21 protein-coding genes are annotated in these 20,978 nt (G+C 72.0%); 13 read left to right on the forward strand and 8 right to left on the reverse strand.

What is annotated here, in order from left to right:
* The first annotated feature begins 39 nt into the window (after positions 1 to 39).
* The 3 genes from rsmA to ABD205_RS08640 are packed head-to-tail and all read left to right on the forward strand — an operon-like array spanning position 40 to position 3,656.
* The gene (rsmA, locus tag ABD205_RS08630; protein ID WP_344044338.1) at positions 40 to 897 is read left to right on the forward strand and encodes a 16S rRNA (adenine(1518)-N(6)/adenine(1519)-N(6))-dimethyltransferase RsmA; all 858 of its coding nucleotides are present in this window, start codon (positions 40 to 42) and stop codon (positions 895 to 897) included.
* Positions 894 to 1,832 carry a 4-(cytidine 5'-diphospho)-2-C-methyl-D-erythritol kinase gene (locus ABD205_RS08635; protein ID WP_344044339.1) on the forward strand — a complete coding sequence of 313 codons (939 nt, stop codon included), beginning with the start codon at positions 894 to 896 and terminating at the stop codon, positions 1,830 to 1,832. The genes rsmA and ABD205_RS08635 overlap by 4 nt, the downstream gene beginning before the upstream one ends.
* Positions 1,833 to 1,859: 27 nt before the next feature.
* Positions 1,860 to 3,656: an ABC-F family ATP-binding cassette domain-containing protein gene (locus tag ABD205_RS08640; protein WP_344044341.1), complete on the forward strand. Its 1,797-nt coding sequence runs from the start codon at positions 1,860 to 1,862 to the stop codon at positions 3,654 to 3,656.
* A 209-nt stretch (positions 3,657 to 3,865) separates the two neighbouring features.
* Here the strand turns inward: ABD205_RS08640 and ABD205_RS08645 are convergent, their stop codons facing one another.
* Positions 3,866 to 4,351, reverse strand: a complete 486-nt coding sequence (locus ABD205_RS08645; protein ID WP_344044342.1) for a MarR family winged helix-turn-helix transcriptional regulator — start codon at positions 4,349 to 4,351, stop codon at positions 3,866 to 3,868.
* A 90-nt stretch (positions 4,352 to 4,441) separates the two neighbouring features.
* Between ABD205_RS08645 and ABD205_RS08650 the strand changes: the two genes are divergently transcribed.
* From ABD205_RS08650 to ABD205_RS08660, 3 genes are read left to right on the forward strand one after another with little or no spacing between them, the layout of a single operon-like run.
* Positions 4,442 to 5,209: a methyltransferase domain-containing protein gene (locus ABD205_RS08650; protein WP_344044343.1), complete on the forward strand. Its 768-nt coding sequence runs from the start codon at positions 4,442 to 4,444 to the stop codon at positions 5,207 to 5,209.
* Positions 5,206 to 5,586: a VOC family protein gene (locus tag ABD205_RS08655; RefSeq protein ID WP_344044344.1), complete on the forward strand. Its 381-nt coding sequence runs from the start codon at positions 5,206 to 5,208 to the stop codon at positions 5,584 to 5,586. Before ABD205_RS08650 ends, ABD205_RS08655 begins: the two co-directional genes overlap by 4 nt.
* A gap of 10 nt (positions 5,587 to 5,596) precedes the next feature.
* Positions 5,597 to 6,064 (forward strand): hotdog fold domain-containing protein, encoded by a 468-nt coding sequence (locus ABD205_RS08660; protein ID WP_344044345.1) that lies wholly within the window; start codon positions 5,597 to 5,599, stop codon positions 6,062 to 6,064.
* Here ABD205_RS08660 and ABD205_RS08665 read toward each other — a convergent pair.
* Both ABD205_RS08665 and ABD205_RS08670 read right to left on the reverse strand, forming a co-directional pair.
* Complete coding sequence (locus ABD205_RS08665; protein ID WP_344044346.1) at positions 6,045 to 6,578, reverse strand: YbhB/YbcL family Raf kinase inhibitor-like protein; 534 nt, start codon at positions 6,576 to 6,578, stop codon at positions 6,045 to 6,047. The two genes, ABD205_RS08660 and ABD205_RS08665, sit on opposite strands and share 20 nt — an antisense overlap.
* Before the next feature lie 64 nt (positions 6,579 to 6,642).
* Positions 6,643 to 7,008 carry a hypothetical protein gene (locus tag ABD205_RS08670; protein WP_344044347.1) on the reverse strand — a complete coding sequence of 122 codons (366 nt, stop codon included), beginning with the start codon at positions 7,006 to 7,008 and terminating at the stop codon, positions 6,643 to 6,645.
* Positions 7,009 to 7,065: 57 nt separating this feature from the next.
* Here ABD205_RS08670 and miaB point away from each other — a divergent pair, with 57 nt between their 5' ends.
* A complete protein-coding gene (gene miaB / locus ABD205_RS08675) occupies positions 7,066 to 8,535 on the forward strand; it encodes a tRNA (N6-isopentenyl adenosine(37)-C2)-methylthiotransferase MiaB (protein WP_344044348.1) in 1,470 nt (489 codons plus the stop codon).
* On the opposite strand, the gene ABD205_RS08680 is transcribed toward miaB, so the two are convergent.
* The 3 genes from ABD205_RS08680 to ABD205_RS08690 all read right to left on the reverse strand — a co-directional run bounded on the left by ABD205_RS08680 (position 8,536) and on the right by ABD205_RS08690 (position 9,784).
* A complete protein-coding gene (locus ABD205_RS08680; RefSeq protein ID WP_344044349.1) occupies positions 8,536 to 8,880 on the reverse strand; it encodes a hypothetical protein in 345 nt (114 codons plus the stop codon).
* A 164-nt stretch (positions 8,881 to 9,044) separates the two neighbouring features.
* Positions 9,045 to 9,509 carry an NUDIX domain-containing protein gene (locus ABD205_RS08685; protein ID WP_344044350.1) on the reverse strand — a complete coding sequence of 155 codons (465 nt, stop codon included), beginning with the start codon at positions 9,507 to 9,509 and terminating at the stop codon, positions 9,045 to 9,047.
* Between the two features lie 71 nt (positions 9,510 to 9,580).
* Entirely contained in the window at positions 9,581 to 9,784 is a 204-nt protein-coding gene (locus ABD205_RS08690) for an antitoxin (protein ID WP_344044351.1), read from the reverse strand.
* Positions 9,785 to 9,848: 64 nt separating this feature from the next.
* Between ABD205_RS08690 and miaA the strand changes: the two genes are divergently transcribed.
* From miaA to dapF, 4 genes are all read left to right on the forward strand, one after another.
* Positions 9,849 to 10,796: a tRNA (adenosine(37)-N6)-dimethylallyltransferase MiaA gene (miaA, locus tag ABD205_RS08695; protein WP_344044352.1), complete on the forward strand. Its 948-nt coding sequence runs from the start codon at positions 9,849 to 9,851 to the stop codon at positions 10,794 to 10,796.
* A 172-nt stretch (positions 10,797 to 10,968) separates the two neighbouring features.
* Positions 10,969 to 12,834: a gamma-glutamyltransferase gene (ggt, locus tag ABD205_RS08700; protein ID WP_344044353.1), complete on the forward strand. Its 1,866-nt coding sequence runs from the start codon at positions 10,969 to 10,971 to the stop codon at positions 12,832 to 12,834.
* A gap of 125 nt (positions 12,835 to 12,959) precedes the next feature.
* Positions 12,960 to 13,592, forward strand: coding sequence for a pyridoxamine 5'-phosphate oxidase family protein (locus tag ABD205_RS08705; RefSeq protein WP_344044354.1), 633 nt, complete (start codon positions 12,960 to 12,962; stop codon positions 13,590 to 13,592).
* Positions 13,592 to 14,410 carry a diaminopimelate epimerase gene (gene dapF / locus ABD205_RS08710; protein ID WP_344044355.1) on the forward strand — a complete coding sequence of 273 codons (819 nt, stop codon included), beginning with the start codon at positions 13,592 to 13,594 and terminating at the stop codon, positions 14,408 to 14,410. The genes ABD205_RS08705 and dapF overlap by 1 nt, the downstream gene beginning before the upstream one ends.
* On the opposite strand, the gene ABD205_RS08715 is transcribed toward dapF, so the two are convergent.
* Positions 14,407 to 15,360, reverse strand: a complete 954-nt coding sequence (locus ABD205_RS08715) for an alkaline phosphatase family protein (RefSeq protein WP_344044356.1) — start codon at positions 15,358 to 15,360, stop codon at positions 14,407 to 14,409. The two genes, dapF and ABD205_RS08715, sit on opposite strands and share 4 nt — an antisense overlap.
* Before the next feature lie 45 nt (positions 15,361 to 15,405).
* Here ABD205_RS08715 and ABD205_RS08720 point away from each other — a divergent pair, with 45 nt between their 5' ends.
* A complete protein-coding gene (locus tag ABD205_RS08720) occupies positions 15,406 to 16,182 on the forward strand; it encodes an SDR family oxidoreductase (RefSeq protein WP_344044357.1) in 777 nt (258 codons plus the stop codon).
* Positions 16,183 to 16,194: 12 nt separating this feature from the next.
* On the opposite strand, the gene ABD205_RS08725 is transcribed toward ABD205_RS08720, so the two are convergent.
* Entirely contained in the window at positions 16,195 to 19,266 is a 3,072-nt protein-coding gene (locus ABD205_RS08725; RefSeq protein WP_344044358.1) for a patatin-like phospholipase domain-containing protein, read from the reverse strand.
* A 199-nt stretch (positions 19,267 to 19,465) separates the two neighbouring features.
* Between ABD205_RS08725 and hflX the strand changes: the two genes are divergently transcribed.
* Positions 19,466 to 20,947 carry a GTPase HflX gene (gene hflX / locus ABD205_RS08730; RefSeq protein WP_344044359.1) on the forward strand — a complete coding sequence of 494 codons (1,482 nt, stop codon included), beginning with the start codon at positions 19,466 to 19,468 and terminating at the stop codon, positions 20,945 to 20,947.
* Positions 20,948 to 20,978 lie beyond the last annotated feature (31 nt).

Genomic DNA, 20,978 nt, shown 5'->3' on the forward strand with positions numbered 1-20,978 from the left:
GATGGGGTGGGTCACTGCGCGGTCGATAGGGTGATCCCCATGCCTGCGACAGCCCCCCGCCTGCTCGGACCGGCGGAGGTCCGGGCGCTCGCGGCCGAGCTCGACCTGCGGCCGACCAAGCAGCGTGGGCAGAACTTCGTCATCGACCCCAACACCGTCCGCCGGATCGTGCGGGAGTCCGGTGTCGGCCCCGACGACGTCGTCGTCGAGGTCGGGCCGGGGCTCGGATCGCTCACGCTCGCGCTTCTCGAGGTCGTCGGCCGCGTCACCGCGATCGAGGTCGACCCGCTGCTCGCCGAGCGGCTGCCGCGCACCATCGCCGAGTTCGCTCCTGACCAGTCGGCGTCCTTCGAGGTGGTCCTCGCGGACGCGCTGCGAGTCACGGAGGTCCCGGGGCCGCCGCCGACCGCGCTCGTCGCGAACCTGCCCTACAACGTCTCCGTCCCGGTCCTGCTGCACCTGATGACGTTGCTGCCGTCGTTGCGGCACGGACTGGTCATGGTACAGTCCGAGGTCGCCGACCGGCTGGCCGCCAAGCCGGGGTCGAAGGTCTACGGCATCCCCAGCGTGAAGGCCGCCTGGTTCGCCGACGTACGCCGTGCCGGTGCCATCGGCCGCAACGTCTTCTGGCCGGCCCCGAACGTCGACAGCGGCCTCGTCTACTGGGCCCACCGCGAGCCGCCGGCCACGACCGTGTCCCGCGAACGGGTCTTCGCCGTCGTCGACGCGGCGTTCGCCCATCGGCGCAAGGCGCTCCGCGGTGCCCTGCGAGAGCTCGCCGGTGGCGACGGGCAGCAGGTCGAGGCTGCGCTGGTGAGGGCGGGTGTCGACCCGCTCGCCCGGGGCGAGTCGCTCGGCATCGATGACTTCGTGCGGATCGCCGAGGAGCTCGGGTGAGCCTCCTCGCCGAGCCGCAGAGCAGCGCGGTGACCGTCAGGGCGGCCGCGAAGATCAACCTGCACCTCGGTGTCGGACCGGTGCGCGCTGACGGCTTCCACCCGCTGCAGACGATCTACCAGGCCATCGGGCTCTACGACGACGTCACGGTCACCGACGGCGAGGACTGGTCGGTGCGCACCGTGGGCGACTCGGGCATCGACCTGACCGCCGTACCCGGTGACGACACCAACATCGCGGTCCGCGCCGGCCTGGCTCTGGCCGCCCACCACGGCCTCGCGCAGACCGCGCACATCGAGATCCACAAGGGCATCCCCGTGGCCGGCGGGATGGCCGGCGGGTCCGCCGACGCCGCCGCGACCCTCGTCGCGCTCGACCGGCTCTGGGGTCTCGAGACCTCCGACGAGGAGCTGCTGGCCATCGCCGCCACGCTCGGCTCCGACGTGCCCTTCGCACTGATCGGCGGCACCGCGATCGGCTCCGGCCGCGGCGAGCTGGTGACGCCCGTCCCGGACGCCACCGAGCTGTGGTGGATCGTCGTCCCGCACGAGATCGGCCTGCCGACGCCCGGCGTCTACCGCCACTTCGACGTCCTCGCCGAGCGCGGTGTCGTCACGGCGGCCGACCCGGTGGTCCCGGACGCGCTGCTCGACGCCCTCGCCGCGGGCGAGCCGGCGGCGGTCGCGGCCGCGCTGTCGAACGACCTGGCGGCCGCGGCGTACGACCTGCGGCCCGACCTCGTCGAGCTCCGCGCCCGGCTGGACGCGCTCGGTGCCGATGCGGTGCTGCTCTCCGGCTCGGGGCCGACCCACCTGGTGATGTACGACGACGTGGACCGTGCCCGCGCGGGCGCAGCCGAGCTCACCGACGCCGGCGTCCTGCACTGGCTCGCCCCGGCGCCCGTCGCCGGCTGTCACGTCGTCTCTCTGTTGTGAGGTGCCCTCTGGAAGACTGAGGAGGTCATGGCGAACCTCCTCAACCTCGAGCACGTCTCCAAGTCCTACGGCATCCGTCCGCTGCTCGCCGACGTCTCGCTCGGTCTCGGCATCGGCGACCGCGTCGGCATCGTCGGCCGCAACGGCGACGGCAAGACCACGCTGCTGGAGGTGATGACGGGCCTCGAGCAGCCCGACACCGGCCGGGTGTCGCGGCAGCGGGGTCTGCTGCTCGGCTACCTGCACCAGGGCGACCAGCTCGTCGACTCCCACACCGTCCGCGAGGCCGTGCTCGGCGGCCGCAGCGACCACGAGTGGGCGGCCGACTCGCGCACCCGCGAGATCGTCGAGGTGCTGCTGGCCGGGGTGGCGCTCGACCGTCCTGTCCTCGGCCTGTCCGGCGGCGAGCGCCGCCGCTGTGCGCTCGCCGAGCTGCTGCTGGGCGACCACGACCTCATCGTGCTCGACGAGCCGACCAACCACCTCGACGTCGAGGCCGTGGCGTGGCTCGCGGGCCACCTCGCCGCCCGGCCCTCCGCGCTGGTCGTCGTCACCCACGACCGCTGGTTCCTGGACGCGGTCTGTCAGTGGACGTGGGAGGTCCACGACGGCGCGGTCGACATCTACGAGGGCGGGTACGCCGCCTTCGTGCTCGCCAAGGCCGAGCGCTCGCGGCAGGCCGCCGCCTCGGAGGTGCGTCGTCAGAACCTCATGCGCAAGGAGCTGGCCTGGCTCCGGCGCGGTGCCCCGGCGCGCACCTCGAAGCCGAAGTTCCGGATCGACGCCGCCAACGAGCTGATCGAGGACGAGCCCGCGCCCCGGGACCGCCTCGAGCTGTCCCGGATGGCGACCCAGCGGCTCGGCAAGGACGTCATCGACGTCGAGGACGTCGACATGTCCCGTGGCGAGCGCACCCTGCTGTCCCGCGCGACCTGGCGGATCGGGCCGGGCGACCGGATCGGGATCGTCGGCGTCAACGGCGCCGGCAAGACGTCGGTGCTGTCCCTGCTCGACGGCTCGCTCGCGCCGTCGGCAGGCCGCGTCAGGCACGGCCGGACGATCGCCCTGGCCCACCTCACCCAGCACGTCGACGACGTCGACGCCGAGGCGCGGGTGCTGGACACGGTCGAGTCGATCCGGCGGGTGACGCGCACCCTCGACGGGCGTGAGCTGTCCGCCACCTCGTTGCTGGAGCGCTTCGGCTTCACCGGCGACCGTCTGACGGCCCGGCTGGGGGACCTGTCCGGTGGCGAGCGGCGGCGGTTCCAGCTGCTCAAGCTGCTGCTGACCGAGCCGAACGTGCTGCTCCTCGACGAGCCGACCAACGACCTCGACATCGACACCCTCAACGTGCTCGAGGACTTCCTCGACGGTTGGCCGGGCACGCTCATCGTGGTCTCCCACGACCGCTACTTCCTGGAGCGCGTCACGGACTCGATGTGGGCCCTGCTCGGGGACGGCCAGATCTCGATGCTGCCGCGCGGCGTCGACGAGTACCTCGAGCGGCGGCTCCCGGCCGCGTCGGTCGCATCCGTCGCGTCGCCCTCAGCAGCCGTGCAGGCACAGCCGTCCTCGCCGCCGGCGTCGGCCGCGAAGGCCAAGGCCGGGTCCGCCGAGGAGCGCAACGCCCGCAAGACGATGGCCCGCATCGACAAGCAGCTCGCCCGCATCGCCGAGCAGGAGGCCGAGCTGAACGCCGCGCTCGCCGAGCACACCGCCGACTACGAGCGGCTCGCCGTCCTCGGCCAGCAGCTCGACGTACTCCTCGCGGAGAAGGCGGACCTCGAGCTGGAGTGGCTCGAGGCGGCCGAGTTCCTCGAGTAGCCAGCCCGCCGACGTCCGGGTTGTGGTTCGCCGAGATCCGGGTTGTGGTCCGCCGACGTCCGGGTTGTGGTGTCCCGAGGTCCGGGTTGTGGTCCGCCGACGCCCGGGTTGTGGTGTCCCGAGGTCCGTATTGTGACCGGTGCCGCGCGAACCCGGCTCTCGATGGGCCACAACCCGGCTCTCGGCGAACCACAACCCGGATCTCGGCGTCAGCTGAACGGCGCGAGCAGCTTGCGCAGCAGGTCGGCGAGGTCACCCTGCTGGCGTGCGGTGAGGTCGGTGAGGAAGGCGCGCTCCGCCTCGAGCAGCGCCGTGAACGCGCCGTCGACGGCCTCCTTGCCCTCGGGCGTGAGCCGGACCAGGACGCCGCGGCGGTCCTCCGGGTCGGGGTAGCGCTCGACGAACCCGCGCGTCGCCAGCCGATCGACACGGTTGGTCATCGTCCCGCTCGTCACGAGGGTCTCGCGGAGCAGGCGGCCGGGGGAGAGCTCGTACGGCGCGCCGGCCCTGCGCAGCGCGGCGAGCACGTCGAACTCCCAGGGTTCGATGCCCTGCGCGGTGAACGCCTCGCGCCGGGCCAGGTCGAGGTGGCGCGAGAGTCGCGACAGGCGTGAGAAGACGGCGACCGGAGCCAGGTCGAGGTCCGGGCGCTCACGCGCCCACGCCTCCGCCAGGTCGTCGACCTCGTCCCTCATACGGCGAGCCTAGCGGATCGAGATTCTTGACATCGAGACATGACGGGTGGACAGTAGAGATATCTCGACATCAAGATAGTTGGAGCGACGATGACGCAGCCCTGGGACCCCGACCGCTACCTGACGTACGCCGACGAGCGGGCGCGTCCGTTCGTCGAGCTGCTCGCCCGCATCCCCGCGACGAGTCCCTCGAGTGTCGTCGACCTCGGTTGCGGCCCGGGGAACCTCACCCGCCTGCTCGCCGAGCGGTGGCCGGAGGCCGCGATCGCCGGCGTCGACAGCAGCCCGGCGATGATCGAGCGGGCCCGTGCCGAGGTCGACGGCATCGAGTGGCGGCTCGGCGACGTCCGCGACTGGCAGGGGAGCGCCGACGTCGTCGTCTCCAACGCGACCTTCCAGTGGGTGCCGGGGCACCTCGAGCTGCTGCCGCGCCTGGCGGCCGGGGCTCGCGAGGTGTTCGGGTTCCAGGTGCCCGGCAACTTCACCGAGCCCAGCCACGCCCTGCGCGAGGAGCTCGCGGCCGAGGAGCCCTACCGCGAGCACACGCGCGGACTGCAGAAGCCGGGCAGCCACGACCCGGCCGCCTACCTGGAGGTCCTCCGGGCCGAGGGGTTCGAGGTGGACGCCTGGGAGACGACGTACCTCCACGTGCTCCCGGGCGAGGACGCGGTCTTCGACTGGATCAGCGGCACCAGCCTGCTGCCGACCCGCGCGGCCCTGCCCGAGGAGCTTTTCGAGCGGTTCGCGGACGAGCTGAGGCGACGGCTCCGCAGCGCCTACCCTGCCCGCGACGGCCAGGTCGTCCTGCCGTTCCGTCGCGTCTTCGTGGTCGGAGTGCGGAAGGCGGCGCGGGCATGAGGCTCCACCACGTCCAGGTCGGCATCCCGGCGGGCGGGGAGGAGGCTGGCCGCCGCTTCTACCGTGACGGCCTCGGCCTGGCCGAGATCGACAAGCCGGCCGAGCTCGCGACGCGCGGCGGCGCGTGGTTCCGCAGCGAGGGCGGTGCGGAGATCCATCTCGGCGTCGAGGCCGACCCGCGGCCGCCCGAGCGGGCCCACCCGGCTCTCGCGGTCGACAGCACCGCCGAGCTCGAGGCGTTGGCCGAACGGCTGGAGGCGAGCGGCTTCGGCGTCGACTGGTCGCAGCGCTACAACACCGGTCGCTTCGAGCGGTTCCACACCCGGGATCCGTTCGGCAACAGGGTCGAGGTGGTGCACGAGGTTACCGATCGGTAATATCACCGGCATGAGCCAGCTCGCGTCCCTCTGGGCCACGACCACCCGGGTGCCGGTGATCGGCAGGAGGATCTTCTCGATCACGTTCAGCCAGAAGGCGCCGTACTTCGCGAGCATCCGCCCGTTGGTGACCGAGCTGCGCCCCAACTTCGCGGCCGTCCGGATCCGGGACCGGCGACGCGTCCACAACCACATCGGCACCGTGCACGCGATCGCGCTGTGCAACGGCCTCGAGATGGCGATGGGCGCGCTCGCCGAGGTGACCATCCCGGCGGACAAGCGCTGGATCCCGAAGGGGATGGAGGTCGCCTACACCGCGAAGGCCTCGAGCGGTGTCACCTGCATCGCCGAGACCGACCAGGAGCAGTGGGACGCCGCGGACGGCGACCTCGCCGTGCGGGTCAGGGGCGTCCGTGACGACGGCGTCGTCGTCATCGAGGGCACCATCAACCTCTGGGTCACCCCGAAGAAGAGCTGACCAGCCCGGTCAGCGTCCCGTGCGCGATCGCGTGCTCGTCGATCGCGTGGACGGCGTCGCCGGTGTCGGTGCCGTCGGGCAGCCCGGTCTTCGCGTCGAGTGCGTACAGCGTGAAGCGGTAGTGGTGCGTCCCGCTCGGTGGGCACGGCGCCGTCCATCCGGTCGATCCGTGCGAGTTCCGCGCCGTGACCGAGGCCGGATCGGTCACCGAGGTCGAGGACGCGGGCAGATCGAGGACGACCCAGTGGTAGTAGTCGCCGGCGTCCGGGTCCACGACGACCAGCGCCAGCGCGGCCGCCTCAGGTGGCACGCCGCTCCACGACAGCGGGGGAGCCGCGCCTGCTCCGTGGCAGGTGAACTCCTGCGGGATGAGCCCGCCGTCCGCGAAGGCGCTCGAGGTGACGACGATGTCCGCCGGCCCGGCGTGGGACGGGGGCGCCGGGTTGTCCGACCCGCAGCTCGACGAGAGGAGAGCGACGATCGCGGAGGCGGCGATCCGTGTCAGGACGCGCATGTCACCCAGGGAACTCCGGAACTTCCTGGGTGTCACGACACCCCGGAAGTTCCGGAGTACCCGGTTAACCGGGTACTCCGCCCCCGCCCCGGCGTACGGCGAGCACCACGATGCCGAGCGCGGCCAGCGCGACGGCTGCGCCGGTCACGGTCCAGGGCGGCAACGTCCCCGCCGTACGCCGGCCACCGACCGCCCGGCTCGACTGGCTCGACGCGACGGCGCCGTCGCACTGGTGCGCGAGGACCGAGCCGCGCGACTGGTTCGAGCCCAGCGACCCGAGCGACATCGACGACCCGATCGAGCCCGCCGACGCGAACGACCCGACGCTCCCGACCGACGCGAACGACCCCACGCTGCCGACCGACAGCACGGAGCCTCGTGACCACAGCGAGAGGACGGAGTCGGTGGAGCCGATCGACCAGCCAGCCATGCGGCCACGATCGCAGATTCCGGCGGCGTCGGCGGCTCGCCGTACCCTTTCAGGGTCATGACGCGCACGTATGAGGTCCGCACCTACGGGTGCCAGATGAACGTCCACGACTCCGAGCGACTCTCCGGGCTGCTGGAGGACGCGGGCTACGCAGCCGTCCCCGAGGGGGAGCAGGCCGACGTCGTCGTCTTCAACACGTGCGCCGTGCGGGAGAACGCCGACAACAAGCTCTACGGCAACCTCGGCCACCTCGCGCCGGTCAAGGCGCAGCGCCCCGGCATGCAGATCGCGGTCGGCGGCTGCCTGGCGCAGAAGGACCGGGCGACGATCACCGAGAAGGCGCCGTGGGTGGACGTCGTCTTCGGCACCCACAACATCGGCTCGCTGCCGGTGCTCCTCGAGCGCGCCCGCGTGCAGGAGGAGGCGCAGGTCGAGATCCTCGAGTCGCTCGACGTCTTCCCGTCCACGCTGCCGACGAGGCGCGAGTCGGCGTACGCCGCCTGGGTGTCGGTGTCGGTGGGCTGCAACAACACCTGCACGTTCTGCATCGTCCCGTCGCTGCGCGGCAAGGAGAAGGACCGCCGCCCCGGCGAGATCCTCGCCGAGATCCGGGCGCTGGTCGCCGAGGGCGTCTCGGAGATCACCCTGCTCGGGCAGAACGTCAACGCCTACGGCGTCGAGTTCGGCGACCGGCAGGCGTTCTCCAAGCTGCTGCGCGCGTGCGGGGAGATCGAGGGCCTGGAGCGGGTCCGGTTCACCAGCCCCCACCCGGCCGAGTTCACCGACGACGTCATCGAGGCGATGGCCGAGACGCCGAACGTGATGCCGTCGCTGCACATGCCGCTGCAGTCGGGCTCCTCGAAGGTGCTCAAGGACATGCGACGGTCCTACCGGCAGTCGAAGTTCCTCGGGATCATCGAGCGCGTCCGCGCCGCGATCCCGGACGCCGCGATCACGACCGACATCATCGTCGGCTTCCCCGGGGAGACCGAGGAGGACTTCGAGGAGACCCTCAAGGTCGTCCGCGAGGCCCGCTTCTCGGGCGCCTTCACGTTCCAGTACTCCAAGCGGCCCGGTACGCCGGCCGCCGACCTGCCCGACCAGGTCGCACCGGCCGTCGTCGCGGACCGCTACCAGCGGCTCGCCGCCCTGCAGAACCAGATCTCCTGGGAGGAGAACCAGCGTCTCGAGGGCCGCGTCCTCGACGTGATGGTCGCCGAGGGCGAGGGTCGGCGCGACACGGCGACCGGTCGGCTCTCCGGGCGTGCGCCCGACAACCGGCTGGTCCACTTCTCAGCGGTCGGCGCCGAGGGTGTCCGACCCGGCGACGTGGTGACGGTCGAGATCACCCGGGGCGCGCCGCACTACCTCGAGGCCGACGGTGCCGTGCTCTCGGTGCGGCGGACGCGTTCGGGCGACGCCTGGGAGGCGCGGCAGGCAGCCCCGGCAGCGCCCGCCGGCGTCTCGCTCGGGATGCCGCTGGTCGGCGTACCCGCCCCTCTGCCGGACGCCCCGGTCTGTGGCTAGCTAGTCGCTCGACCTCGGGTCGAGGGAGGGGTAGCCCGCCTTCGGCTCGATCCCGCTCGGATTGGTCTCGACGTTGCCGGGACGCTGCTCGGCCGGCACGTCGGTGTCGCCATCGCCGTCCACCGAGGTGTCCTTGGTGCCGTCCGTCGCGATCTGGCCCGGCCCGCTGTGGCCGATCCGCTCGCTGCTGATGCCCATGCCGATGCGGTCGTCGCTGCGCGTCGGCGGGTTGGACGCTCGGATGTCGCGGACGACTCCCGAAGGCTCGTACCCGGGCGCGTCCGGGCCGCCGGGCTCCGGCTCCGCGGGCTCCACCGCGGGCTCTGGCTGCGGACCGAGATCCATCTCTTCCTCCCTAGCTCGTTTCCCTATCCTGCGGGGTCCGGTAACCGGCTCGGCGGCTCGCTATCGTCCTCGGACCGATTGGGGTCCGATGGGCGCATGTGGCTCGTGAGGCGCCTCGCGTGTCACTCAGGGCCCGGGTGCCTCAGCGGTCCTCGCCCGGGAGGTCAGAAGCCGTGCGCCAGGTACGCCGGCACGGGACCCGCGGCGAGTGCCCTGAGGACAAGCTCCTCGTGGGGAACCATCGGCGACGGGAGGGTGGAGAGCGGGAACCATCCGAGGTCGGTCGCCTTGTCCGGCTCCTTGATCCGCGGCTCGCCCGTCCAGGAGCGGGCGGTGAAGAAGAAGTCGACGCGCTCGTCGATCGCCTCGCCACCCTGGGTGCGTTGCATCGTGGTCAGGAACGACAGCGGTCCGGGTGCGATCCCGAGCTCCTCGGCGGCCTCACGGGCGACGGCGTCGAAGGCGGTCTCGCCGCGTTCGACATGGCCCGCGGCTCCGGCCGCGAAGTGGCCGGCCATGTAGGGCACGCCCGGGCCGCGGCGCTGGAGCAGCACCTCGTCGCCGGCAGGGCCCGGACGCAGCAGGAACAGGTAGGCCGCCGGGACGACGACGAAGCGGTCGTGGGTCACGGCGGCCTATCCCATCAGATCGGTTCCAGCAGATCGGTCCTAGCAGATCGACGCCGGCAGATCGACGCCGGTCAGCGGATGTCGTCGTCCTGGCCGTCGAGCCCGTCGAGGGCGTTCTTCGCCTGGTCGGCACCCTGGTCGATCTTGTCGGAGTACTTCCCTCCGGTCTTCTCGTCGGCCAGCTCAGCGGCCTTGTCGAGACCGTCGCCGATCTTGTCGCCCTGGCTGTCGACGGCCTTCTCCAGCGCGTCCTTCGCCTTGTCCAGGAAGCTCATGACGTTCCCCCATCGGGTCGGTGGCTCCGCGAGTGGAGCCGAGCGGTTTGAAACACTACTGACCATGACGCTGACGACGGCAGGGCATGACGCCACCATCGTCGCCGTCGTCGGTGCGACCGCGGCCGGCAAGACGGGGCTGAGCCTCGATCTCGCCGAGCGACTCGGCGGGGAGATCGTCAACACCGACGCCATGCAGCTCTACCGAGGCATGGACGTCGGCACCGCGAAGCTGCCCTCGACGCAGCGGCGCGGCATCCCGCACCACCTGCTCGACATCCTCGACGTGACCGAGCCGGCGACCGTGGCGGAGTTCCAGGCCCTCGCCCGCACCACGATCGCCGACCTCCGGGGCCGGGGCAGGACGCCGGTGCTGGTCGGAGGCAGCGCGCTCTACACCCGCGCCGTCCTCGACCGGTTCGACTTCCCCGGCACCGACCCGGTGGTCCGGCAGCGGCTCGAGCGGGAGCTGGAGGAGCACGGCGTACGCCCGCTCTTCGAGCGTCTGCGCGAGGTCGATCCGGTCTCGGCGGGACGCATCGAACCGGACAACGGACGACGCATCGTGCGAGCGCTGGAGGTCGTCGAGATCACCGGTGAGCCGTTCAGTGCGCGCCTCCCCGTGCAGGAGTACGTCGACCCGCACTCGATCCAGGTCGGCGTCGACATCGACCGGGAGACCCTCGACGCCCGGATCGCGCAGCGCGTCGACGAGATGTTCGACGCGGGCTTCGTCGACGAGGTCGAGCGGCTGCTCGACCACGGCCTGGAGGGGTCGCGCACGGCCGCCACGGCGATCGGCTACCGCGAGGTCGCCCAGCACCTGGCCGGCGTACTCACGCTGGAGGAGGCGAAGCTGCGCACCGTCGTGAAGACGCGGCAGTTCGCCCGCCGTCAGGACGCGTGGTTCCGCAAGGACCCCCGGGTCGTCTGGGTCGCGTACGACGACCCCGGCCGTGTCGAGAAGGCGATCGCCGCCGTCCGCCGCGTCTCTCGGGGCGCCCCGGGGTAACCGTCTGTTCGATCAGGTAACCGTCACTTCGATACACCTCCTGACCCTTGCAACGGTCAGGAGGCGTATCGAACTGACGGTTACCCCTGTACCGAACAGACGGTTACCCCCGCCGACCCGCGGCCGGCCACGGGGGCGTTAGCGAAAGCAAAACCGGGGCACTAGGACTGTCATGCGCTCTCGGATCCCCATCGCGCTCGCCGTAGCGATCGTCACCTCGACCAGTCCCGCCCTGATCAGCTCCGGGTCCTCACCCGCGGGCGCGCAGGCTGCAGCCGCCCCGGCCGCGGCCCACGCGACCGCGCGGGCGAGACCGCCACGCAAGGTGGCGACCAGCATCGGCCGCGGCGGGGCGATCAGCACCGTCGACCCCGACGCGACCCGGATCGGCCTGCAGGTGCTGCGCGACGGCGGCAACGCGGTCGACGCCGCGATCGCCGCGGCCGCGGCGCTCGGGGTCACCGAGCCGTACAGCTCCGGCGTCGGCGGCGGTGGCTACTTCGTCCACTACGACGCCCGGACGCACCGGATCGGCACGATCGACGGCCGCGAGACCGCGCCCCGCCGAATGCGGCACGACGCGTTCATCGACCCGGCCACCAAGCAGCCGTACCGCTTCACCCCGGAGCGCGTCTCCAGCGGTGTGGCGGTCGGCGTGCCGGGCACGCTCAGGACCTGGCAGCGCGCGCTCGACCGATGGGGCACCCGTAGCCTGGCCCGCTCGCTGCAGCCCGCGACCCGGCTGGCGAGACGCGGCTTCGTCGTCGACCAGACCTTCCACGACCAGACCGCCGACAACCAGCAGCGGTTCGCCCAGTTCCGCCCGACGAAGCGCCTCTTCCTCAAGGGCGGTCAGCCGCCGGCGGTGGGCAGCAGGTTCCGCAACCCGGACCTGGCCCGCACCTACGGCCTCATCGCGCGGCAGGGCGTGAACGCGCTCTACCGCGGCCCGCTCGCCGCCCAGATCGCCCACACCGTGCAGCACCCGCCGAAGGTGAAGGGCGCGACGCTGCCGGCGAAGCCGGGCCGGATGACCCGCCGCGACCTGCGCCGCTACCGCACGATCGACCGGCGCCCGACGAAGGTCGGCTACCGCGGACTCAAGGTCTTCGGCATGGCCCCGTCGTCCTCCGGCGGCTCGACGGTCGGCGAGGCGCTGAACATCCTCGAGCGCTACCGCCTGAGCGGCATGGACGCCGGCGCGTTCTACCACCACTACCTCGAGGCCATCGCGCTCGCGTTCGCCGACCGCAACGCCTACGTGGGCGACCCCCGGTCTGTCCACGTCCCGCTGAAGGACCTGCTGAGCGACACCTACGCCGCCGAGCGGGCCTGCTCCCTCGACGAGCACACCACGCACAAGCCGTTCGCGGCCGGCAGCGTCACGTCGTACGACGGGAAGTGCGGCCAGCCCGCCGCGCGCGGTGCGACCGGCACGGAGACCGAGAACGTCGAGACCACCAACATGACCGTCGTCGACCGGTGGGGCAACGTCGTCGAGTACACCCTCACCATCGAGCAGACCGGCGGCTCCGGCATCGTGGTGCCCGGTCGCGGCTTCCTGCTCAACAACGAGCTGACGGACTTCAGCGCCGTCTACGACGAGCACGACCCGAACCGGATCGAGCCCCTCAAGCGTCCACGAAGCTCGATGTCCCCGACGATCGTGCTCAAGGGCGGCCGGCCGTGGCTCGCGCTCGGCTCGCCGGGCGGCGCCACGATCATCAACACCGTCGCCCAGCTGCTGCTCGACCGCGTCGACCGCGGCATGACGATCGCCCAGGCGATGGCCGAGCCGCGCGTCTCCAACACGAACACGGCGGTGAGCACGGCCGAGCCCGCCTTCATCGCCAAGTACGGCGCGGCGCTGGCGCCCTACGGCCAGCAGCTCCAGGCCTCGGGCGACACGTTCACCGGCGCCCAGGAGATCGGGGCCGCGACGGCGATCGAGATCGGGCGGCGCGGACTGCTCACGGCCGTGGCCGAGCCGACCCGTCGCGGCGGCGGCTCGGCCCTGGTGGTGAAGCGCACCAGGTAGCGACGCCGATCACGTACACGGGTACACCGAAGTCGGCCGGACCCGCCGCGGCTGAGTCCGGCCGCCTCGTCCAGCAGCGACTTCGGTGTACCCGTGTACGACCCCGTCGCCCGTACGATCATCGGGTGACCGCTTCGACCTGGACCGAGATCACCAGCATCGACGAGCTCGTCGACCTCGTCGGCGTGCCCAACGAGCGGGCCCGCACCAAGGGTCGTGACCGACTGCTCCAGGTCGACCGCGACTGGCTGGCGGCCACACCGTTCTGCGTGCTCGCGACCGCGGACGCCGACGGGCGCTGCGACGCGTCCCCGAAGGGCGACCCGGCCGGCCAGCTGGTCCACGTCATCGACGACACGACCATCGCGATCGCCGAGCGGCCGGGCAACAAGCGGGTCGACGGCTACCGCAACGTGCTCGCGAACCCGCACGTCGGGCTGAACTTCCTCATCCCCGGCCGGGGCGACACGCTGCGCGTCAACGGCCGCGCGCGCCTGGTCTCGGACGCGGGGTTCTTCGACGACATGGCCGTCCGCGGCCGCCGCCCGTTGCTGGCCCTCGTGGTCGACGTCGAGGAGGTCTTCTTCCACTGCGCCAAGGCGTTCCTGCGCAGCGGGCTGTGGCAGCCGGAGACGTGGGCCCCCGACGCGCGGGTGCCCCGGCGCGCGGTGATCGCCAAGCAGGTCGAGAACGCCCCCGGGACGATCGAGGAGCTCGACGCCTACTACGGGCCGGCGTACCGGAAGGGGCTCTACTGATGGCCTACGCCTTCCTCAAGGGCCACGGCACCGAGAACGACTTCGTCCTGCTGCCGGACGCGACCGGCTCGGTCCACGGTGACCTCGACGCCGACCGGGTGCGCGCCCTGTGCGACCGGCGGGCCGGCATCGGCGGCGACGGTGTGCTCCGGGTGATCCGCTCCGCGGCGGCGGGCATCGACAGCGATGCCGAGTGGTTCATGGACTACCGCAACGCCGACGGGTCGATCGCCGAGATGTGCGGCAACGGCACCCGGGTGTTCGCGCAGTTCCTGCGCGAGAGCGGCGCCGACACGAGCGACCGGATCACGATCGCCACCCGCGCCGGCGACAAGACGCTCACCTTCGACGGCGTCGAGTGGACCGTCGACCTCGGCGAGGCGGAGCTGCTCGGTGAGACGAAGGTCGGCGTCGACGCCCACACGTGGCCGGCCCAGCACATCAGCATGGGCAACCCGCACGCCGTCGCCTTCGTCGACTCGCTGGACCCCGACGGTCCGGTCGGCCGGCTGCTCGACCCACCCGACCGGGACGAGGCGCTCTACCCCGAGGGCGTCAACGTCGAGTTCGTCGTCCACGTCGGCGAGGAGCACGTCGCGATGCGCGTGCACGAGCGTGGCGTGGGGGAGACCCGCTCCTGCGGGACGGGTGCGGGCGCGGTCGGGGTGGCCGCGATGGTCTCGGACGGCGCGGCCCGCGGTTCGACGTACGTCGTGGACGTGCCGGGTGGCCGGCTGCGGGTCACCTGGACCGAGGCCGGCCGGGTGCTGCTGACCGGGCCCGCCGTGGTCGTCGCGTCCGGGGAGACCGACCTCTAGCCGACCTGCAGGCCGAACGCCCTCGCGAGCGACGGCGCGGTCCGCGCGTTGCGCAGCCGCCCGACGTGGAGGACGTCGTCGAGGAAGCCCGTCAGCGAGTAGTGCGTCAGCGGGCTGGTGACGACCCGCCGGGGCTGGTCCTTCGTCGCCACGACGGTGAGCACCTTGTTGCCGCTGCGCCGGTCGTCCTCGTCGGCAGTGACGACGATGGCGAGCCGTCCCGACCTCCAGTCGGGGCCGGCGGTGAGCGTGCCGATCTGACGCGAGATCCAGGAGTCCGCCTGGGCGAGCGTGCCGTCGTGGGCGTCGTCGACGACGTCGGGGATCACGAAGCCCACGTTCGGGAGCGTGCCCGCCGCGGAGTCGGCGGCGAGCCGGGTGGCCGAGACGTCGTACTTCCTGCAGGCGGCGCGGTCGGCCGGTGCGGAGAAGTACGCCCAGGGGTTGTGGCGTACGGCGTACCGGCCGCTGCTCGTCAGCGCGCAGCGCCCCGGCATCGACTCCGCGTACACCTTCGCGGTGTGCCGTGACCGGAGCGCCTGGCGGAAGACGTTGTCACCGGTCAGGCGGTGCGACGACGGGTTGGCGTCGTCGGAGACCCCGAGCGTGGAGCCGGCCGCGATCGCGATGTAGTTGGGCAGCGACGGGTGCCGGATCGCGCGGTAGCCGGTCGCATAGGCGTGACGTGCGGCGAACGCGTAGGTCCGCGGCATGCCGGACCGCATCTGCGCGAGCGAGTGGTTCTCGACCATGAAGACGAGCACCTTCGTGATGGCGGTGGGCGCCTGCCGGTCGGCGGCGGCCGGGGTCGAGCTGGAAGGGGCGGCCGTCGACGGGGACGAGGCGGTCAGTGACGCCTGCGCCTGCGGCTCCGGGGTCGTGGCGTCGGACCCGCTGCACGCGCTGAGCAGGAGGGGCAGGAGCGGGAGCAGGGGTCCGAGGCGTCGCACCCCGGGGACGGTACCCGCTCAGCACGCCCTACTAGAGTCCCGCCCATGGATCTGACCAACAGCACCGCGATCGTCACCGGCGGCGCCAGCGGCATCGGCGCCGGCTGCGCCCGCGCCCTGGCCGCCCGGGGCGCGACGGTGATCATCGCCGACCTGCAGGCCGACAAGGGCGAGGCGCTCGCCGACGAGATCAAGGGCGTCTTCGCCCAGGTCGACGTCACGAACACCGAGCAGATCTCCGCCGCCGTCGAGCAGGCGGGCTCGATCGCCCCGCTCAGGGCGTGCGTGAACTCCGCCGGCATCGGCAGCGCGGTGCGCACCATCGGGCGCGACGGTCAGATCGACAGCGCGTTCCCGATCGAGGCCTTCCGCAAGGTCATCGAGATCAACCTGATCGGCACCTTCGACGTGGTCCGCCAGGCCGCGACGGTGATGAGCCGCAACGAGCCGGACGCCGGCGGCCAGCGCGGCGCGATCGTCAACCTGGCCAGCGTGGCGGCGTTCGACGGCCAGATCGGGCAGGCGGCGTACTCCGCGTCCAAGGGCGGCATCGTCGGCCTGACCCTGCCGCTCGCGCGCGACCTGGCCGCCGTCGGCATCCGCGTCAACACCGTCGCGCCCGGCCTGATCGACACCCCGATCTACGAGTTCGTGCCGGAGCCGGAGGCGTTCAAGGCCAAGCTCGGGGAGAGCGTGCTCTTCCCCAAGCGGCTCGGCGCGCCCGACGAGCTCGCGTCGATGGTGATCGAGCTGATCACCAACGACTACATGAACGGCGAGACGATCCGCGTCGACGGCGGCATCAGGATGCCTCCCAAGTAGGACGGTCGTCCCTCACGGGGCCGGGGCAGGAGCGGGCGCCGTCGGCACCGACGCCGGCGACGGCTCGGTGACCGCCTCCTCCGGGGCCTCCCAGTCGGTGGCGAGGATGCGCCGCACCTCGGCGTAGATCCACTCCCGGTGGTCGGGCGCGCCCGGGCGCGACCGGCCGAGCTGCTCGACGAGGCTGATCAGCTCGTCGAGCACCCAGCGCTCGGCGGGCGAGCCGGGCACGCCGTCGTCGTACTCGACGACGTCGGTCTCGTCCGGGGACGCGCCGGACATCCGGAACGACTCGTACGACGCGTGGTCGGCCACCCGCTCGGCCAGGACCGACCGGGCCCGCTGGATCATGCGTGCGTTGTAGCGCCCCAGCTCCCGGTAGGCGGCGAACTGCGCGACGTGGAAGAACTGGTTGACGGTGCTGACCCGGGGGAACGTTGGGTCGACCTCGCGGTAGGCCAGCAGCTGCGGCGGCATGTCGGTGGTGAGGGCCGGCTTGCAGTACCAGAGCAGCGAGAGCCGCTCCCGGCCGTCGACGCGACGTCGGATCAGGCCGAGGTTGACCGAGCGCCGGGAGTAGTCGCGCCCGGGGCTCGGCAGCGGATCGGAGCGCAGTGCGTCGAGGTTGATCGAGATGTTCGCGGCGCACTCGAGCTGGGCCAGGTCGATCGCCTTCGAGATCGACTTCGCGGTGTTGCCCGGCCCCGAGTCGGCGTCGACGCAGACGATCTCGTCGAGCATCCTCGTGCGCAGCAGCTCCACCAGGCCGGTGTTCTCCCAGTGCCCGCCGTCGGTCACGTAGAGGTAGAGGTCGCTCGGGTCGTGGAAGCCGATGAACTCCTTGAGCAGGTAGCCCAGTCCCGGGCGCGGCAGCGCGACGTCGTGGGCGGCCAGCGTGCCGGCGTACCGCGGGTTGGGGATCCACAGGCCCAGTCGCACGTTGAAGAACGCCAGCAGCATGCTGATCGGCCCGATCCGGAAGCGGCCCATGGCAGGTGACACGGCGGCTCCGGAGAGCCCGACGGCGAACATCGTCGTCAGGCGCGGTCGCCAGCCGGTCCACGGCCAGCGGTCACGGCGGGTCAGGGTCTCGATGTCGGAGGTCGAGCACTCGTAGCGCTTCCAGCTGCCGTCGCCCTCGAGCGGGGCGAAGACACGGACGTGGCGGGGGTCGAAGGTCACGCTGAGCGCGGGGATGCCGGCGTGAGTACGGGTGCCGCGCCCGGTGACGGTCGCCGAGGCGCACACGGTGAGCGGTGTGCCTCGTCCGCCCGGTCCGCGCTGGTCCATCGAGCTCAGCAGCGGCTCCGGCACGACGCCCGGCCGGCGCGCGCCCCCGTTGGCGTAGGCGCGCGCCTCGAGGCCGGTGCTCGGCCGGCGGCGGTAGGTCGCGAACGCCCCGCGGACCTTCCCGCGGTAGAACGCGGCCAGCGACCAGAACTCGATGGTGCCGAGGAAGTGCAGCAGGAGCAGGCCGATGACGAACGCCGCCATCACGCCGAGGTGGCGGCGGTCGGGGTCGGCGATCATCGCGTCGAGCATCCAGAGGACGCCGACGTACGCGAGCGCCGCGCCGAAGAGCACGCCGCCGATGACCGGCGCCAGGCTCGCCAGCGGTCGGCGCAGCAGCCGGAGGACCGCCGAGCCCGATCCCAGCCAGGCGACGAGTGCGACGAGGTGGGTGAGCACGCTGTTGGTGCTGACGGGTCGCCACAGCAGGTCCATCAGGGCCGGCACCAGCGCGAGCATGACCGCGAGGCAGGCGGCGATGGCGAGACCGCTGTAGCCGACGTACTTCGGGACCATCAGCCACGCGGCGGGCGCCTGGCCGCGCACCTCGAGCTCCTTGGAGAGCAGGATCCACGCGACGACCGCGACGACGCCGACGGCGACCCAGCCGAGCACCGGCCAGCCCGGTCGCGCGGAGTCGATCAGGCAGCCGTGGTCGTCGGCGAACTGCAGTGCGGCCTTGTCGCGCCAGTCGGCGCAGGTGAGCTCGTAGTACCAGCGGTAGACCCACCCCGCCAGCTGGGCGCTCGTCCACAGCAGGGCCAGGAAGACGAACGAGTTGAAGACGATGCCGGTGAGCACCGTGGCGAGGACGCCCGGGGTGCGCTCGGCCTGGTCCAGCTTGGCGCGGTCGGCCTTGGACGTCATCGTGTCCCGGATGGTCCGCCGCGGCGTGTTGGACAGCAGGTAGCCGAGGTTGGCTCGCAGGTGCCGCTCCTCGGGGCCCGGCCCGCCGTCCTCCTCGTCGGTCCAGGGGAGCGGCTCGTCCTTGCGGAAGCGACCGGCCGTGCGGGACACGCTCCAGGCGCCGGTCATGTACGACCCGCCGGAGACGGCCGTGACCCGGTCGGCGGAGCGCCAGCCGAGCCGCCCGTCACCCTCGTCGAGCGCCTGCAGCGCTCCGAGGCTGATCGAGGCGGCCCGGATCCCGCCGCCGGAGAAGGCGAGACCGAGCGGGGCCTCGACGGAGGAGTAGGGCGTCGGCTGCTCGTCGGGGTCGTCCGCCTCGTGCAGGACCTCGATCACGGTCTCTCCCACCAGCCGCGACAGGAAGCCGAACGTCACGTAGCCGACCAGGCCGATCAGGATGAGGAAGCCGCCCCACGACGCCACCGCCGCGAGGGGCCAGCCGAAGGCGATCAGCCCGTGGATCTGCGCGAGCATCGTCAGGTCGGCCAGCACGTTGAGCCCGCCGGCCGAGAGGGCGGCGAGCACGAGCGGCCCGACCCACCGGCGCGTCGAGACGGTCCGGTAGTTGCGGCCGGCCAGCGGCACGGCCAGCGCCAGCATGAGCGCCCAGGTGATGGCGAAGGGTACGTCGAGCCAGAGCGCGCGGTCGAGGTCGGTGAGCGCGTAGCGTCCGCCGACCCACTCGTGGGCGACCGCGGCCGAGCCGGCCACCGACAGCCGCACCCGCTGCGGGAAGCCGCCGACCGGATCCGCCGCCTTGCCGGCCATCGCGAGCATGGTCGCCAGCAGGAAGAGCAGGGCCAGGACGACGTACGCCGCCCGTCTGGCGCTCCGCGGGCGGAGCGTCCGGTAGAGCCCTGTCGGTGTCCATCTGATCGTCTTCACGAGCCTGCCTCCCTCGGCTCGTCACGGCGGCCCCCAGGAGTCAGGCGCTGCACCGTGGCATCTCTCGAGTGTGACCCCGCAGGGGCCAGGGGTGCATAGTCCGAAATGACTAGACCACTGCTGAGGCGGGGGTGATGGGAGTGCTGTGCGCTCAATTGGTTCGCCGCGCGCTGGTGTGCCGCCGTACTCTGGGAGCCGTATGACGAACGCACCTGACTTCAATCTCCACGACGAGCTCGATGACACCGCCGACTGGGACGACGACCCCGTCGAGATCGGTGTGACCGGGGAGGATCCCGAGGAGCTCCTGGACGACCCCACTGTCGGTGCCATGGAGCTCGCCGAGCGGCACGCGCTGAGGCGCGTCGCGAGCCTGCGGACCGAGCTCGAGGACATCACCGAGGTCGAGTACCGCCAGCTCCGGCTCGAGCGGGTCGTGCTCGTGGGCGTGTGGACGTCGGGCGCGATCGTGGACGCGGAGAACTCCATGGCCGAGCTGGCGCTGCTCGCCGAGACGGCAGGCTCGGAGGTGCTCGAGGCGATCTACCAGCGCCGCCAGGCGCCGGACCCGGCCACCTACATCGGTCGCGGCAAGGTGGAGGCGCTCAAGGAGATCGTGCAGGTCACCGGCGCAGACACGGTCATCTGCGACGGCGAGCTCGCCCCCTCGCAGCTGAGGAACCTGGAGGACCGCACCGGCGTCAAGGTCGTTGACCGGACCGCGCTGATCCTCGACATCTTCGCCCAGCACGCGAAGTCGAAGGAGGGTCAGGCGCAGGTCGAGCTGGCCCAGCTCAACTACATGAAGCAGCGTCTGCGCGGCTGGGGTGGCAACCTGTCGCGCCAGGTCGGTGGACGGGTCGCCGGCGGCGCGGGCATCGGTGGCCGCGGCCCCGGTGAGACCAAGATCGAGACCGACCGCCGCCGCATCAACACCCGCATCGCCCGCCTCAACCGCGAGCTGCGCGAGATGAAGGGCACCCGCGACACCAAGCGGGCGTCCCGGCAGCGGCACCAGATCCCGGCGGTCGCGATCGCCGGCTACACCAACGCCGGCAAGTCGTCGCTGCTCAACCGGCTGACCGACGCCGGCGTGCTGGTGGAGGATGCGCTCTTCGCGACGCTCGATCCGACCACGCGTCGTACGACGACCGCCGACGGCCGCATCTACACCGTGTCCGACACCGTCGGGTTCGTGCGTCATCTGCCGCACCAGCTCGTCGAGGCGTTCCGCTCGACGCTGGAGGAGGTGGCCGACGCCGACCTCATCGTGCACGTCGTCGACGGCTCACACCCCGACCCCGAGGGTCAGCTCTCGGCGGTGCGTGAGGTCTTCGCCGAGATCGGCGCATCGGACGTGCCCGAGCTCGTCGTCGTCAACAAGATCGACGCGGCCGACCCGCACGTCGTCCAGCGGCTGCTGCGGGAGGAGCCGCACAGCGTCGCGGTCTCCGCGCGCACCGGCGAGGGGATCGCGGCGGCGCTCGCAGCGGTCGAGGCCGACCTGCCGCACCCGGCGGTCTCGTTCGAGGCCCTGCTGCCCTACAGCCGCGGCGACCTGGTCAACAAGATCCACCAGCAGGGCGAGATCGACGTGCTCGAGCACACGGCGGACGGCACGCTGGTCAGGGGCCGGGCGACCGAGGCGCTGGCCGGCGAGCTGGCGGCGTACACCGTCTAGACCTCGCGGACGTCGTACGAGGTGGTTGCTC

Origin of the sequence: Nocardioides panacihumi, assembly GCF_039530925.1 — a bacterium.
Taxonomy (GTDB): domain Bacteria; phylum Actinomycetota; class Actinomycetes; order Propionibacteriales; family Nocardioidaceae; genus Nocardioides; species Nocardioides panacihumi.

Excerpts from the sequence above, each read along its gene's own strand:
- rsmA (WP_344044338.1), top strand. The coding sequence starts at position 40 with ATGCCTGCGACAGCCCCCCGCCTGCTCGGACCGGCGGAGGTCCGGGCG.
- ABD205_RS08640 (WP_344044341.1), top strand. The coding sequence starts at position 1,860 with ATGGCGAACCTCCTCAACCTCGAGCACGTCTCCAAGTCCTACGGCATC.
- ABD205_RS08645 (WP_344044342.1), bottom strand. The coding sequence starts at position 4,351 with ATGAGGGACGAGGTCGACGACCTGGCGGAGGCGTGGGCGCGTGAGCGC.
- ABD205_RS08650 (WP_344044343.1), top strand. The coding sequence starts at position 4,442 with ATGACGCAGCCCTGGGACCCCGACCGCTACCTGACGTACGCCGACGAG.
- ABD205_RS08655 (WP_344044344.1), top strand. The coding sequence starts at position 5,206 with ATGAGGCTCCACCACGTCCAGGTCGGCATCCCGGCGGGCGGGGAGGAG.
- ABD205_RS08660 (WP_344044345.1), top strand. The coding sequence starts at position 5,597 with ATGAGCCAGCTCGCGTCCCTCTGGGCCACGACCACCCGGGTGCCGGTG.
- ABD205_RS08665 (WP_344044346.1), bottom strand. The coding sequence starts at position 6,578 with ATGCGCGTCCTGACACGGATCGCCGCCTCCGCGATCGTCGCTCTCCTC.
- ABD205_RS08670 (WP_344044347.1), bottom strand. The coding sequence starts at position 7,008 with ATGGCTGGCTGGTCGATCGGCTCCACCGACTCCGTCCTCTCGCTGTGG.
- miaB (WP_344044348.1), top strand. The coding sequence starts at position 7,066 with ATGACGCGCACGTATGAGGTCCGCACCTACGGGTGCCAGATGAACGTC.
- ABD205_RS08680 (WP_344044349.1), bottom strand. The coding sequence starts at position 8,880 with ATGGATCTCGGTCCGCAGCCAGAGCCCGCGGTGGAGCCCGCGGAGCCG.
- ABD205_RS08690 (WP_344044351.1), bottom strand. The coding sequence starts at position 9,784 with ATGAGCTTCCTGGACAAGGCGAAGGACGCGCTGGAGAAGGCCGTCGAC.
- miaA (WP_344044352.1), top strand. The coding sequence starts at position 9,849 with ATGACGCTGACGACGGCAGGGCATGACGCCACCATCGTCGCCGTCGTC.
- ggt (WP_344044353.1), top strand. The coding sequence starts at position 10,969 with ATGCGCTCTCGGATCCCCATCGCGCTCGCCGTAGCGATCGTCACCTCG.
- dapF (WP_344044355.1), top strand. The coding sequence starts at position 13,592 with ATGGCCTACGCCTTCCTCAAGGGCCACGGCACCGAGAACGACTTCGTC.
- ABD205_RS08720 (WP_344044357.1), top strand. The coding sequence starts at position 15,406 with ATGGATCTGACCAACAGCACCGCGATCGTCACCGGCGGCGCCAGCGGC.
- hflX (WP_344044359.1), top strand. The coding sequence starts at position 19,466 with ATGACGAACGCACCTGACTTCAATCTCCACGACGAGCTCGATGACACC.